Raw genomic sequence first — 12,538 nt, 5'->3', positions numbered from 1 at the left:
GAAATTAAGGCGCGAGAGCACGATTTGTTAACGTTGTGAGTGGAAAGGTAATGAGGGATAGAGTGTTTTTTTAGTGTTTGGTTTGTGCTGTTGAATGGAGTGTTTAGTTTGGGTTGGGAAAAGTACTACACGCGTTTTTGGTGTTTGCTACTTGTGCTTGTTTAATGACGTTTAATTAAGAGTGTGTGCATAGGTGTTTCCGAGCAGTGGTTGTAGGGCTAGCCTGTAGGATTCAGGCCAGCCCTGTTAGGACCGAGACTTAAATTCAAGCCGGACTTGAGCGGCCAGTCATTTCTCTGGCCATCTCGGTGGCATAGCTGTCTGTCATGCCTGCAATGAAGTCGATGACGCGCATAAACGAACGGTGTAATGGCCAGTAAGGGTCAGGCGCGCTATTGCCCAGCAAATCCAGAATGCGCCGGCTTTTGAACGAAGGCGTGCGCCCGCCATGTTGCTCAAGTACAGCGCCGCAAAAGGCATTCAGGAGAATTTCCAGCGTGGTGTACGCGCCGATTTCGTGAAGGGTTTTGCGCTTGTCCTGGAAGATTTTTTTGCGGGCCATGTCTTTTGCATCCAGCACGCAACGTTTTGCCGGGCCATGCATATGCTCGACCAAGTCCCCGGGTAGCGTGCCGTTGAGCAGTGCTTGTTGTTGCTCGACAAAGGCGAGCGCAGCGGCATTGGTCAAATGCTCGATGGCTTTGCCACGCAGAATGGCCAATTTGCGTCGCTCGGAATCTTGAGGGCCCAGCAAACGATAGGTTTCAGGCAAGTCATCACCCACCAGTCCCAGCAGCAGGGATTCGACTTCGCGGTATCCCAGCAAGTCCATCTCCAGGCCGTCCTCAAGGTCAATGAGTGCATAGCAGATGTCGTCCGCCGCCTCCATCAGATACACCAGAGGATGGCGTGCCCAGCGTTCTTCTTCGAGTTGCGGCAAGCCCAGTTTGTGGGCGATCCCTTCGAGCAGATGCAGTTCACTCTGATAGCAACCGAACTTGTGCTTTTTGTAACCTTGCGAATCGGCATGGCGCGCCGTCCAGGGGTATTTGAGGAACGTACCCAGGGTGGCATGGGTCAGGCGGGTGCCGCCATCAAACTGATGGTATTCCAGCTGCGTGAGCACCCTGAATCCTTGGGCATTGCCTTCAAAGCTCAGGAAGTCAGTGCGCTCGACATCACTCATATCATCGAGCCAGCCACGGTCTGCGGCCTGTTGAAACCAGTTACGGATAGCGTCTTCACCCGAATGCCCGAAGGGCGGGTTGCCAATGTCATGGGCCAGACAGGCCGACTGTACAACCATGCCCAAATCACCGGGGTCACACCAGTCGGGCAGGGCGCTGCGAAGCGTCTCCCCCACGCGCATGCCCAATGAGCGGCCCACACAGCTGACTTCAAGGGAGTGGGTCAGGCGGGTGTGGATATGGTCATTGCTATTGACGGGGTGAACTTGGGTTTTACGGCCCAGACGGCGAAAAGCACCTGAAAAGATGATTCGGTCATGGTCTTTATGAAAAGGGCTGCGTCCCAGCTCTTCAGGACTGTGGTGAGGTTTTCCGAGGCGTTCGCGATTAAGTAGAGTTTGCCAATCCAAGGCGCAGTGCTCCGTCAGTGACTGTGCTCGCAGCTTCTCGCGTCACGCGCGAGCGTGCAAGTTGGATCAGGTGGGGACATGAACCTGCGTTCACTGTCGAGTCACGAGGCTGCGATTGAGCGCGAAGCGGCCGCACACCCGGTGGCTAAGGTGTGTCTGACGCACCGGGTTCGATGGTTCTACGATGGCTGCGCTGACGAACGTCGCCTCGTGTTACTCATCAACCGTTACACAGTCAGGTGCAACGGGTGATGCAATCATCGCCTCAAGGCTTGCGCGCGGAGCCCTGGATGACCAGTTTGATCAGTGGCAGCAGACCGGTCGTCAGCCCGATCAGGCGCGACATGCGACCGCTGCCTTTGGAACGTGCGCCCTTACCGGTCAAAAAGCCCAACAGGGTGACAGCGCCTACGCCCCACAACGGCGCATGCTTGATCCCCAGGCTTTCTTGCCAGTTGCTGGTCATCCCGCGCATTTTTTGCAAAGGCTGGAGCAACTGCTGGGTTTCATGGCGAATTTCCTGGCGATGCATTTCCATGCGCAAGCGAATCAACACTTTACGCATCTCGCGCCGTGACGCTTTTTGCGGCATTTCAGGCAGGCTGCTCATGGCAATAAACGCTCGCGGTCTTTGGCCAGCTCTTCGAGCGTGGCATTGAAAGGAGAGGATTCATCGAACACCGCTGCTTTAAGACGAAGGCCGCAGAAAATCGCCGCTAACGTATAAAACACACACAGGCCGATGATGCCGGTCAGGCGATAACTGTCCCAGACCAGAATCAGCACCAGCGCCGACAGCCCGATCAGCAATAACAGGCCAAACACCAAGGCCAGCCCGGCAAACAGTAACAGGCTGACAGTCCGTGCCTTCTGTTCTTGCAACTCGATGCCCAATAACTCGACATGGCTGTGCAGCAGGCCCAGAAACGCGGCACCCAGGCGCCGCGGTGAGGAACGAGGGGAGCCGGATTCTTCTGTCATATCAGCGCCGCGTAGCCAGCAGGCCAATCAAAAAGCCGACGCCGGCGGCAATGCCAACCGACTGCCACGGGTTTGCCTGAACGTAGTCTTCGGTCGCCACGACGGCTGCCTGCCCACGCTGTTGCAGGGTCTCTTTGGTTTCATCCAGCGACTCGCGGGCCTTGAGCAGGCTGTCCTTGATTTGGGCACGCAGCTCTTCGGCTTGATCACCCGCCAGGGACGCGGTGTGCTCCAGCAGTCTTTCGGTGTCTGCAACCAGCGCCTGGAAGTCAGCCATCAATATCTCTTGAGCATTCTTTGCTGTAGTGCGGGCCATGTGAATCTCCGTAAGTGGCTTGATGATGGTTCGAGTGTAGGCATTGATTGAAGGTTCACTGCATTTCTCTCACTTGCTGACGCAGGCGTTAGAGGCGTTGACCTTCAATCAGAGAAAAACCTTACCTTAAATTATTCATTTTCGCGGGTGAACCCCTGATTCTCGCGTGCATCAGGGTTTTCAATGCAGCCTTCCAGCAAGTGATAACGGTTATGCCGCACTTCATCCACTCGATGGCGCACGGTTTTTTCCGAAAGGCCAAGCAGAATCAAGGCATGAGAGGCCAGCATCAGGCTGGATTCCAGCAGTTCCGGTACCACTTCGGTCGCCCCGGCAGCCTTCAGTTCAGCCAGTTGGCTGTCGTCACGGGTTCTGACCAGTACCGGCACATCAAGTGTGATCAGGCGAGCCTCTTTGAGCACGCACATGGCCACCTCAGTGTTGTCTACGGCGATGACCAGCAGGCGCGCCCGGTCAAGGCCGACAGCGCGCAACAGATCACCACGGCGGGCGTCGCCGTAATGCACGCAGCTGTCGACTTTGGCGGCTTCTTGAATGCGATCCGGGTCGTAGTCCAAAGCCACAAAATCATGATGCTCACTGCGCAAGAAACGGCCAATGGACTGACCCACCCGCCCATAACCGCACATCACCACGTGGCCGTGCAGTTCAGCGTTCTGCGCGGCGATTTCTTCAAGCTCGGCTTCTTCGTTGGACTTGCGGTGCAAGCTGGCGGCGATCTGCGGTGCAGCGCGCAGTAAAAGTGGCGTCAACAACATCGAGCAGAAGGTCGCGGCCAACAGGTAGCTGGCAATCTGGGGCGGGATCAACGAGTTGATTTGCATTTGTGCCATCAGTGCAAAACAGAACTCGCCTCCCTGCGCCAGGGCCAGGCCACTGCGCCAGGCCGTTTCACCATCGCTGCCGCGCAACTTGACCAGCGCAGCGACCACGCCCCCTTTGATCAAGAGCAAGGCCAAGGTCAGGCCCAGAATCAAAAAGCCGTCATGCACAAACAGTTGAAGGTCGATGAGCATGCCGATGCTGACGAAGAACAGCCCCAGCAAGATGTCGCGGAACGGGCGGATATCCGCTTCGATCTGATGGCGGTAATGGCTTTCACCCAGCAGCATGCCAGCCAAAAATGCGCCCAGTGCGGGCGACAAACCCAATAAATGGGTGAGCCATGCCGTGAGCAGCACGATGACCAGTGCCAGCAACACAAACAGTTCGGCGGAGCGCGAGGCGGCTACTTCGTGGAACAGGCGCGGTAACAGGAAGCGGCTGGCCAATAGCAAGCCGACAAACAGGATCACGGTTTTGCCCAAGGTGATGGGTAACGCCCAGTACCAGGCTTGCTCGCTGCTGCCTGCGAACACAGGCACTAATGTCAGTAAAAGCACCGCCACCACGTCTTGGAACAGCAGCACGCCAATCGCGTTTTGGCCATGACGACTGAAAATTTCACCGAGGCTGGTCAGCTCTTTACTGACGATGGCCGTGGACGACAGCGCCAGCCCGGCGCCGAGTAAAAAGGCGGCATTGAGGCTCATGCCAAACGCGTACAGCAGGCTCCCCAACACCAGCGAGGTGCACAGTACTTGCAGGCTACCCAGGCCAAAGACCACCCTGCGCAGCGCCAGCATTTTGGGCAGCGAAAACTCCAACCCTAATGAAAACAGCAAAAACACCACCCCCAATTCAGCCAGGTCGGGCAGGTTCGGGCTGTCGTTGATCCAGTCCAGAGCGGTAGGCCCGACAAACAGCCCGACACACAAATAGCCCAGGACTGGAGGCAGCTTTAACCGCCTGAAAAAGGCGATCACCACCAGTGAGGAGGCGAGGATGATTAACAAATTGGCAAACACGCAGGTCTTCCTTGTCTGTTTGAATAAAAAAAGTCGCGAGCTTCCAGTAATTCAAAGGGGCTTGCGCTGACACACATCATGATTAAACGCCAACATTTCAAAATCACGGTCCTTCGCTATGCTCACAGCCAAGCTACTTAATTGGATGTTGGACAAGCGTAGTCGTCAGGAGCGTTATGGAACGTCTGTATTCCCTGCAAGGCTTGAGAGGCGCTGCCGTTTTGGGAGTGGTGTTATTCCACATGGCGTCAGTTGAGGCGAAGTATTCGGGTGGTGATCTTTTATTGCCAGCGTGGGTCGACTTCTTCCAGCTGGGGGTTGATCTTTTTTTTGTGATCAGTGGCTTTGTCATGGTGATTGTGACCCGTGGCCGCTTTCAGAGCGCGGTGCAAACCCAGCGTTTTGCTTTTAATCGGCTGTCGCGCATTTACCCAAATTATTGGCTGTATTTTTTTATCACCCTGGGCGTCACTTTGGCGCTGCCGGGCGTGGTCAATACCTCGCATGGCAGCTCCAATCTCTTGATGTCGTTTTTATTGCTGCCCAATGATCGAGTGCTATTGGTGATGGTGGCCTGGTCGCTGGTATTTGAGTTGTGGTTCTACCTGGTGTTTACGGGGTTGTTGTTATTCAAAGAAAAACACCTGCCGCTATTGCTGGCGTTGTGGGCGTGCGGGCTGATTTCGTTCAACCTGTTGGCCAACTGGCAAGACTTCAATCCGGCGTTGAAAATCATGCTCCACCCTTACGCGCTGGAATTCATCATGGGCAGCGCTCTGGCACTGTTTTTTTACAGTAAGCACAGCGTCAAGGTGCCAACGCCCTGGGTCTGGGCAACCTTGATGGCTGCTTTGACCGTCGGGTTTGGGTTGATCTACGTATTCAAGCTGTTCTTCACCGAAGGCTTGCTGCGCATGGTGTCGGTGGGGGTTATTTTTGGCGCGCTGATTGGTTCGCTGGCCCTGCTGGAGCGGCGCAAGTTGATTCGTGTGCCGCAGTTTCTGATTTTTACAGGTGATATGTCTTACACGATTTACCTGTCGCACTTGCTGGTGTTGGGCGTGATCGGGCATGTGTGGCAGCGTATCGGCGCATGGCCTGACAGCGTGTGGGACAATCTGTTTTTTCTGCTGCTGATGATGAGTGCCGTGATCTGTTACGGGGCGCTGGCGTACCGTTTTTTCGAAAAGCCGGTGCTGGATTGGGCCACGGCGTTTTGCAATCGCACCTTTGCGGTCAAACGCGCGGCTGGCCAACCCGACTCGGCCAAATGACAGGCGTACCTGGGCTGCGGGTCGACGTCATAGGGCAACGCTCCTAGAATGGCGGCCTATTTTTCAGGTCGTGAATTATGTCCCCCGAATGTGAACTGTTGGGCACCCTTGGCTGCCACCTGTGCGAAGTCGCAGAAGCTGTGTTAATGCCGCTTGTCGAAGGGGGCTTGTTGGTTGCGCTGGTCGATATCGCAGAGTGCGAGGGGCAAGTTCAAACCTATGGCCTGCGCATCCCGGTGTTGCGCCGGGTCGATACAGGCGCAGAGTTGGACTGGCCTTTTGAGACTGAACAGGTGGCGAGCTTCCTCATCTAGGCCACGGGCTGCTCCTGAGACGGTTTCGTGAACAGGCCCGGTGGGCGATAATCCCCGGCTGCTTTTTACTGCCCGAGTTTTTTATGTCGACCCAGCGCTTTAACGCCGCCGAGCACCAAGCCAGCACCCTCTACCTGCCGCCCGGTAAGTGGCTGACAGTGCTTGACTGCTTGTGTGAACACTTTCAGGCGATCAGCCGTGAGCAGTGGCTTGATCGCCTGGCGCGCGGTCGTGTGCTGGATGCGGACGGCGCGCCGATCAGTGCGCAGTTGGCCTACAAGGAAGGCCTGCGTATTCACTATTTTCGTGAAGTGCCCAACGAAACGCCGATCCCGGTCCAAGAGACCATTCTCTATGCCGATGAACATTTGGTGGTGGCCGACAAACCCCACTTTCTGCCAGTGACCCCGGCCGGTGAATACGTCGAGCAAACCCTGTTGCGCCGTCTGATTCGCACGCTCGACAATCCGAATTTGGTGCCATTGCACCGCATTGATCGGCACACGGCGGGGTTGGTGTTGTTTTCCGCCAACCCGGCCACACGCTCCGCTTACCAGTTGCTGTTTCCGACACGCAAAATCGAAAAACGCTATGAAGCCATCGCGCCTGCCTTGCCTGAACTGGAGCTGCCGCGTGTACATAAAAGCCGTTTGGTAGACGGTGAACCGTTCTTTCGCATGCAGGAAGGGCCGGGCGACAGCAACACTGAAACCCTGGTCGATGTGAGTGAGAAAAACGGTGACCTGTGGCGTTATGCGCTGTACCCCGTCACCGGCAAAAAGCATCAGTTGCGCGTGCACATGGCGGCGTTGGGGGCGGGGATCTGCAACGACCCGTTTTATCCGCAGGTGATCAAGGATGCCGAGGATGACTACGCCAAGCCCTTGAAGCTGCTGGCCAAGGCGTTGCGTTTCATCGACCCGGTTAGCGGTGAAGAACGCTACTTTGAAAGCCGCATCCATCTTGCGTGGTAAGCGTGTGGCCCGCCAAAACAACAAAACCCGCACGGGGCGGGTTTTGTTTTAACGCATAAGCCTTACAGCTCTTTAACGGTGCGAATCTGGTCTTTGTTGATACGGGTTTCTTTGCCGTCCAATTGCTTGAACTGGTAGAAGCCCGAATCTTCATCGTACTTAGGCGTGTCAATTGCCTGGATTTCACGACCGTCGTTAAGAGTGATCACGGTTGGCGACGCACAGCCAGCAAGGGCGGCCAGGCCAGCAGTGAGCATGAGGGCGGCGAGAGTCCGATGAGTCATTGTGTTTCTCCAACAAATGAATGTACGTAATGGGTAGCTGTCCCTGAGACGTATACATCGTCTGCAAGTTCCCTGGCTAGTGGCGCAAGGATAGCTATTGGCTTTGTTCGAGTAAATCCGGGGTGTTGACGTTGAGCAGCCGGGGATCATTCTGCGCGCATGCGCAAGCCTGTGCATTGAGCTCAAGCATGATGTTGCGCGGGCTGCGCTGACCGTTTTGCCACGCGGTGTCGAATGCGCTTTTGAGTGCGACGGGGATCACGCACAGCAGCGGTTCCCAGTGTTCGCCGTGGCGCACCATCACCGGTTGCTCGAGGTTCAGGCGCGCCGTATCGAACAGGGCGCGGATCAGGTCGGTGTCGATGCGCGGCACATCGCACGGCAGCACCAGCAGGTGTGAGTGCCGAGCCACGGCCAGCCCTGCGCGGATACCGGCCAGCGGCCCGTCAAAATCATCGTTGCCATCATTGACCACCTGGTCCGCATAGGCGGCGTAGTGCGCGTGATTGCGGTTGCAAGAAATGATCAAGTCATCCGTCAATGGCCGCGCCACCCGCTGGGCATGGCTGATCAAGGGCTGGCCCTGCCAGCGCAATAACCCTTTGTCCTGCCCGCCCATACGCTGGCCCCGTCCGCCCGCCAGCAGCAAGATTGAACAGTGGAACTGGCTCATGAATTGACTCCGCGCAGTCAGGCAAAAGAAGGGCTGTGATATAACACCGGGCTGTTCTTCCTACAACTGGACCTCGTCTATGAAAGCCAAGGTTGATGCGCCTTTCGTCCCTTTAAACATCGCTGTGCTGACAGTGAGCGATACCCGCACACTTGAAACCGACACCTCGGGCCAAGTATTTGTCGACCGCCTGAGCGAAGCGGGCCATCAGTTGGCGGCACGGGTGTTGCTCAAGGATGATCTCTACAAAATCCGCGCCCAAGTCGCCCACTGGATTGCTGAGGATCAAGTGCAAGTGGTGTTGATCACCGGCGGCACCGGTTTTACCGGCCGCGACAGCACGCCTGAAGCCGTGGGTTGCCTGCTGGACAAACACGTTGATGGCTTTGGCGAATTGTTCCGTCATATCTCGCTCGCCGATATCGGCACCTCAACGGTTCAATCGCGCGCGCTGGCCGGGTTGGCCAATGGCACCCTGGTGTGCTGCCTGCCGGGTTCGACCAATGCCGTGCGCACGGGTTGGGACGGGATTTTGGCTGAGCAACTGGACTCGCGCCATCGCCCGTGTAACTTCGTGGCCCATTTAAAACAGGCAGCGGCCTGCCCAACCCGTGGGTAAGCCGGGCCGCACGGGCGAGCTGATGCCCGTTGAAGTGGCGCTGGCAAGGTTGCTGGCGCTGGCCGAAGCGGCGCCGATTCGCGACACCGAGGTGCTGGCGTTGGCCTTGTGCGAGGGGCGTGTGCTGGCCCATGACCTGGTGTCGAGCCTTGACCTGCCGCCGTGGCCCAACAGTGCAATGGACGGGTATGCGCTGAACCTGGCCGACTGGAGCGGTGAGCCTTTGAGCGTCAGCCAGCGCATCTTTGCCGGTCAGGCGCCTGAGGCTTTGGCCTGCGGCACGTGCGCGCGGATCTTCACCGGGGCACCCGTGCCTGCGGGCGCCAATTGCGTCGAGATGCAAGAGAACGCTCAGGTGCAGGCCGACGGACGGGTGCTGTTCACACAGGCACTGCGCGAAGGGCAAAACATTCGGCCACAAGGCCAGGAGACCACGGTCGGTGAAGTGGTTTTACCGGCGGGCACGCGTTTGGGACCGATTGAGCAAGGCTTGGCTGCGTCATTGGGCTGCGCCACGCTTGAGGTGATTCGCCGGGTCAAGGTGGCCGTGTTGTCCACCGGGGATGAGTTGATCGAGCCGGGTCAGCCATTGGGGCCGGGGCAGATTTACAACAGCAACCGCGTGCTGCTGTGCAGTTGGTTGACCCGTCTGGGGTGCGAAGTGCTGGATGCAGGCATCTTGCCGGACGACTTGCCTGCGACCCGTCAGCGCCTGGCAGAACTGGGCGCGGTGGACCTGATTTTGTCTACCGGTGGGGTTTCGGTGGGTGAAGCCGACTTCCTGGGTATCGCCCTGCGCGAAGCGGGTGAGCTGGCGCTGTGGAAACTGGCAATCAAACCTGGCAAACCGCTGACCTGCGGGCATTTTCGCGGCGTGCCGGTGATTGGGTTACCGGGTAATCCGGCGTCGACGTTGGTCACCTTTGCGCTGCTGGCGCGCCCTTATTTATTGCGCCGTCAGGGTGTGCAGGCGGTGGAGCCACTCAAGTTTCAAGTGCCTGCCGGTTTTGTCTGGCCCAAACCCGGCAATCGCCGCGAATACCTGCGCGGGCGTCTGGAGCAAGGGCGGGCGGTGATCTACAAAAACCAGAGTTCGGGTGTACTGCGCAGTGCAGCATGGGCCGAAGGGCTGGTAGAGGTGCTGGAAGACAGCACGCTGGTGGAAGGCGATGGGGTCGCCTTTATCCCGCTGAGCGAAGTGCTGGGCTGACCCGCGCGCAAACGCACGTAGGCGCTGGCGAAGGCTGCGGTCTTTTGAGTATTTAAGACTCGCAGCCGAGAGCTCACGCAAATGGCCCGTCCCAATAGCGTGGGTTCATGCTGAGTTTTTTCTTCCAGTGATTGGGCAGGCGATGTTCCTGTTGCCCCAGTTTGTAAGCGCCCAGTTTGACGGCGTTGCGCACCAGTGAAGCCGGCCAGCTCAGCAGCCGTTGCGGCCCCAAAAACGTCAGTTCGGATTTCACATAGCGCAACCCCTCACCGCCGGCACCGCCGAACGCTTGCCGTATCCACGGCTCACGCGCCTGAAACACCCCAATGTCGAAGTAGCGCCGAAACTCTTCCTTGAGGGTGTAATTGTGCGAGTGGCGACAGCACGCCTGCCCCTCATACACCACGCTCCAGCCCGCCAGCAGCATTTTGGCGGTGACGTACATGTCTTCCGACAGTATTACGTGCTGCGCAAAGCCACCGACAGCCAGCAGTGCCTCGCGTCGATAGGCCGCAAACGAGTTGGACATGAACGCCGTTTTGAGCCCCAGTTGCGGCGCGTCGGCGAGGGTTTTGACCTGTGACGTGGGCGGGTAGTTGAACTGCCGCGCGTGTTGCGCCAAGGGCACGGCGTCCAGATGCGGCAGTTGCCGCCCGCAGACGGCCCCTACTTGAGGATCAGCAAACGGGCGCACAATCGCGGCCAGTGCATCCGGGTCTTCAAGGTAGGCGTCCTGGGTCATGAAGACGCACACATCGTAGCCGGGGTTGCGCTCAACCATCAGTTGCCGCGTGCCGCCGTGGTTGAAGTCTTTGCTGTCGATGCGCAACACGTTTTTGCAGCGCGACCCGGCCAGCTCGAACGTGCCATCACGCGAACTGGAATCGACGATAAAAGTGTCAAATTCAGCGCTCTGGCGCCCCAGCGAATCCAGCAGGCGCTCCAGTTCATGGCGCCCGTTATAGGTCGGGATGATGCAGGCCACCTTGAGGGGCGATGTCATTGAACCTCCGGTTTATCAGGGCGCCACGGGCGCAACCACATCGCCATCGCCAGCATCAGCAGCGCGCCGAAGGCCGTGCTCAGGCCCAATTGCAGCCAGATATTGTGCAGCGGGTGCAGCAGTAAGGCGGACAACAGCATCATGCCCAGCCCGAGTAACCAATGGCTGCGCCACGGCACGACCGAAAACAGTTGTTGGCGCCGCATCAGCAGCAGGCCCGTAAGGATCACCCCGCCAACAGCGGCAAGTGCGATGCCGATCAACCCAAAAAAGTACGGCAGCACGGCCAGCAATAGGGCATTGAGCAGGCTGCCGATCAGCTCGCAGTTGAGCGGCATGCGCGTGTCCCCGGCGGCATAGGCATAACGCGCGAGCAGGGCATTCCAGGCGCCAAACATTAACGGGACCGAGAACCACGCCAGCAAGGTGGGCAAGGGGCTGTCCGCCGCCTGGTTGGGCAGCAGCAAATGCACCAATGCGCCTGCTGCGCCAATCAGCCCGGCGACGGCGGGCACGGTCAGCAAGGTGGCGCTGGCCAGTCCTTTGCGCAGCAGCCCCAAGCGCTGTTCGCCCGCGCTGCCACTCATCAAACCGAGCAACACTTGGTTGAGACTCATCAGGGCAATCAGCGGCAGGTTGATCAGCTTGCGCGCCAGGTTGATCCAGGTCACCGAACCTTCGCCCAACAGTGACGCGACCATACGCTCCAGCAACGCCAGGCCCTGGCTCGCCAGATTGCTACTTAATAAAGGACCGATGCGTTGCAACAGTTCGCGGCTGGCGCCGGGCGCGGACTGGATGTGCCAAGGCTTCCAGCCGTCGCGGTACAGCGGCAATAACAGCACCGAGGGCATGAGCAGGCTGCCGAGCACGCAGGCGCAGGCCAGACCCTGGGCGCTGGCATCATGCTTGAGCAGTGCCAGGTACAGCACCGGCGGCAGGTTGAACAGCAGCGACCCCAACCCGGCCAGCACAAACCTTGAACGGGCCTGTAAAGGCACACAGAACAGCCCGTGCAGCACGAACCCCGGCGCGCACCACGCCAGAATCCGCAAGCTGTCACTCGCCAGCGCATAACCCTGGCTGTCGAGGCCGGGGCCGATCAGGCGTACCCACAGCAGTGAACCCAAACCCAAAATGCCACTGAGCAGTAACCCGCACAGCAATAAACGCGGGGCCAGCGCGCTGAGCCAGGCACTTTGCTCAGTGCGCGAACGTTGTTGATACAGCGGCAGGGCGGCGGCACTCAGCAAGCCTGCGGCCAACGCCATGCGCAGCGCCTCGGGCAAAAACATGGCCACCAGAAACCCGTCGCTGCGCCCACCCGCGCCCCAGGCAGCGACCAGCAGCCACTCGCGTGCGAACCCCGCGCCAAGGCCTGTCAACGTTGCCAGGGTGAGCCACAAGGTGGGGCCGAACATGGCC

At 58.4% G+C, this 12,538-nt stretch carries 15 protein-coding genes; 6 read left to right on the top strand and 9 right to left on the bottom strand.

What is annotated here, in order from left to right:
* Positions 1-265 precede the first annotated feature (265 nt).
* Positions 266-1,597 carry a deoxyguanosinetriphosphate triphosphohydrolase gene (locus tag AP059_RS07735; RefSeq protein ID WP_059762719.1) on the bottom strand — a complete coding sequence of 444 codons (1,332 nt, stop codon included), beginning with the start codon at positions 1,595-1,597 and terminating at the stop codon, positions 266-268.
* A gap of 78 nt (positions 1,598-1,675) precedes the next feature.
* Between AP059_RS07735 and AP059_RS22450 the strand changes: the two genes are divergently transcribed.
* Entirely contained in the window at positions 1,676-1,849 is a 174-nt protein-coding gene (locus AP059_RS22450) for a hypothetical protein (RefSeq protein WP_156425776.1), read from the top strand.
* A 13-nt stretch (positions 1,850-1,862) separates the two neighbouring features.
* Here the strand turns inward: AP059_RS22450 and AP059_RS07730 are convergent, their stop codons facing one another.
* From AP059_RS07730 to AP059_RS07715, 4 genes are all read right to left on the bottom strand, one after another.
* Positions 1,863-2,207: a hypothetical protein gene (locus tag AP059_RS07730; RefSeq protein ID WP_059762718.1), complete on the bottom strand. Its 345-nt coding sequence runs from the start codon at positions 2,205-2,207 to the stop codon at positions 1,863-1,865.
* Positions 2,204-2,578 (bottom strand): phage holin family protein, encoded by a 375-nt coding sequence (locus tag AP059_RS07725; RefSeq protein ID WP_048365125.1) that lies wholly within the window; start codon positions 2,576-2,578, stop codon positions 2,204-2,206. Before AP059_RS07725 ends, AP059_RS07730 begins: the two co-directional genes overlap by 4 nt.
* Position 2,579: 1 nt before the next feature.
* Positions 2,580-2,894 (bottom strand): DUF883 family protein, encoded by a 315-nt coding sequence (locus AP059_RS07720; RefSeq protein ID WP_059762717.1) that lies wholly within the window; start codon positions 2,892-2,894, stop codon positions 2,580-2,582.
* A 131-nt stretch (positions 2,895-3,025) separates the two neighbouring features.
* Complete coding sequence (locus AP059_RS07715) at positions 3,026-4,762, bottom strand: cation:proton antiporter (protein ID WP_059762716.1); 1,737 nt, start codon at positions 4,760-4,762, stop codon at positions 3,026-3,028.
* Between the two features lie 176 nt (positions 4,763-4,938).
* Between AP059_RS07715 and AP059_RS07710 the strand changes: the two genes are divergently transcribed.
* The 3 genes from AP059_RS07710 to AP059_RS07700 all read left to right on the top strand — a co-directional run bounded on the left by AP059_RS07710 (position 4,939) and on the right by AP059_RS07700 (position 7,324).
* Positions 4,939-6,036 carry an acyltransferase family protein gene (locus tag AP059_RS07710; RefSeq protein ID WP_059762715.1) on the top strand — a complete coding sequence of 366 codons (1,098 nt, stop codon included), beginning with the start codon at positions 4,939-4,941 and terminating at the stop codon, positions 6,034-6,036.
* Between the two features lie 77 nt (positions 6,037-6,113).
* Positions 6,114-6,350, top strand: a complete 237-nt coding sequence (locus AP059_RS07705) for a glutaredoxin family protein (protein WP_059762714.1) — start codon at positions 6,114-6,116, stop codon at positions 6,348-6,350.
* Positions 6,351-6,433: 83 nt separating this feature from the next.
* Positions 6,434-7,324: a pseudouridine synthase gene (locus AP059_RS07700; protein WP_059762713.1), complete on the top strand. Its 891-nt coding sequence runs from the start codon at positions 6,434-6,436 to the stop codon at positions 7,322-7,324.
* A gap of 62 nt (positions 7,325-7,386) precedes the next feature.
* Here AP059_RS07700 and AP059_RS07695 read toward each other — a convergent pair whose 3' ends face one another.
* Together AP059_RS07695 and mobA are read right to left on the bottom strand one after the other, a co-directional pair.
* Entirely contained in the window at positions 7,387-7,608 is a 222-nt protein-coding gene (locus AP059_RS07695; protein WP_048365131.1) for a YgdI/YgdR family lipoprotein, read from the bottom strand.
* 94 nt (positions 7,609-7,702) lie between these two features.
* The gene (mobA, locus tag AP059_RS07690; RefSeq protein WP_059762712.1) at positions 7,703-8,281 is read right to left on the bottom strand and encodes a molybdenum cofactor guanylyltransferase MobA; all 579 of its coding nucleotides are present in this window, start codon (positions 8,279-8,281) and stop codon (positions 7,703-7,705) included.
* Between the two features lie 79 nt (positions 8,282-8,360).
* On the opposite strand from mobA, the gene moaB reads away from it, so the two are divergent.
* Positions 8,361-8,900, top strand: coding sequence for a molybdenum cofactor biosynthesis protein B (gene moaB, locus AP059_RS07685; RefSeq protein WP_048365133.1), 540 nt, complete (start codon positions 8,361-8,363; stop codon positions 8,898-8,900).
* A gap of 22 nt (positions 8,901-8,922) precedes the next feature.
* Complete coding sequence (locus tag AP059_RS07680) at positions 8,923-10,110, top strand: molybdopterin molybdotransferase MoeA (protein ID WP_059762800.1); 1,188 nt, start codon at positions 8,923-8,925, stop codon at positions 10,108-10,110.
* Positions 10,111-10,183: 73 nt separating this feature from the next.
* Here AP059_RS07680 and AP059_RS07675 read toward each other — a convergent pair whose 3' ends face one another.
* Together AP059_RS07675 and AP059_RS07670 are read right to left on the bottom strand one after the other, a co-directional pair.
* A complete protein-coding gene (locus AP059_RS07675; protein WP_059762711.1) occupies positions 10,184-11,113 on the bottom strand; it encodes a glycosyltransferase family 2 protein in 930 nt (309 codons plus the stop codon).
* Complete coding sequence (locus AP059_RS07670) at positions 11,110-12,534, bottom strand: lipid II flippase MurJ (RefSeq protein ID WP_059762710.1); 1,425 nt, start codon at positions 12,532-12,534, stop codon at positions 11,110-11,112. Before AP059_RS07670 ends, AP059_RS07675 begins: the two co-directional genes overlap by 4 nt.
* Between the last annotated feature and the right edge of the window lie 4 nt (positions 12,535-12,538).

It is taken from the genome of Pseudomonas sp. TAA207 (genome assembly GCF_001529285.1).
Classification (GTDB): domain Bacteria; phylum Pseudomonadota; class Gammaproteobacteria; order Pseudomonadales; family Pseudomonadaceae; genus Aquipseudomonas; species Aquipseudomonas weihenstephanensis.
The sequence above is the reverse complement of the archived record's forward strand: the minus strand, read 5'-3'. Positions and strand labels throughout refer to the sequence as shown.

Bases quoted from the DNA above. Each gene is read 5' to 3' on its own strand.
- AP059_RS07730 (WP_059762718.1), bottom strand. From the start codon at position 2,207: ATGAGCAGCCTGCCTGAAATGCCGCAAAAAGCGTCACGGCGCGAGATG.
- AP059_RS07675 (WP_059762711.1), bottom strand. From the start codon at position 11,113: ATGACATCGCCCCTCAAGGTGGCCTGCATCATCCCGACCTATAACGGG.
- AP059_RS07710 (WP_059762715.1), top strand. From the start codon at position 4,939: ATGGAACGTCTGTATTCCCTGCAAGGCTTGAGAGGCGCTGCCGTTTTG.
- AP059_RS07705 (WP_059762714.1), top strand. From the start codon at position 6,114: ATGTCCCCCGAATGTGAACTGTTGGGCACCCTTGGCTGCCACCTGTGC.
- AP059_RS07680 (WP_059762800.1), top strand. From the start codon at position 8,923: ATGCCCGTTGAAGTGGCGCTGGCAAGGTTGCTGGCGCTGGCCGAAGCG.
- AP059_RS07700 (WP_059762713.1), top strand. From the start codon at position 6,434: ATGTCGACCCAGCGCTTTAACGCCGCCGAGCACCAAGCCAGCACCCTC.
- AP059_RS22450 (WP_156425776.1), top strand. From the start codon at position 1,676: ATGAACCTGCGTTCACTGTCGAGTCACGAGGCTGCGATTGAGCGCGAA.
- AP059_RS07720 (WP_059762717.1), bottom strand. From the start codon at position 2,894: ATGGCCCGCACTACAGCAAAGAATGCTCAAGAGATATTGATGGCTGAC.
- AP059_RS07670 (WP_059762710.1), bottom strand. From the start codon at position 12,534: ATGTTCGGCCCCACCTTGTGGCTCACCCTGGCAACGTTGACAGGCCTT.
- moaB (WP_048365133.1), top strand. From the start codon at position 8,361: ATGAAAGCCAAGGTTGATGCGCCTTTCGTCCCTTTAAACATCGCTGTG.
- AP059_RS07725 (WP_048365125.1), bottom strand. From the start codon at position 2,578: ATGACAGAAGAATCCGGCTCCCCTCGTTCCTCACCGCGGCGCCTGGGT.
- AP059_RS07695 (WP_048365131.1), bottom strand. From the start codon at position 7,608: ATGACTCATCGGACTCTCGCCGCCCTCATGCTCACTGCTGGCCTGGCC.
- mobA (WP_059762712.1), bottom strand. From the start codon at position 8,281: ATGAGCCAGTTCCACTGTTCAATCTTGCTGCTGGCGGGCGGACGGGGC.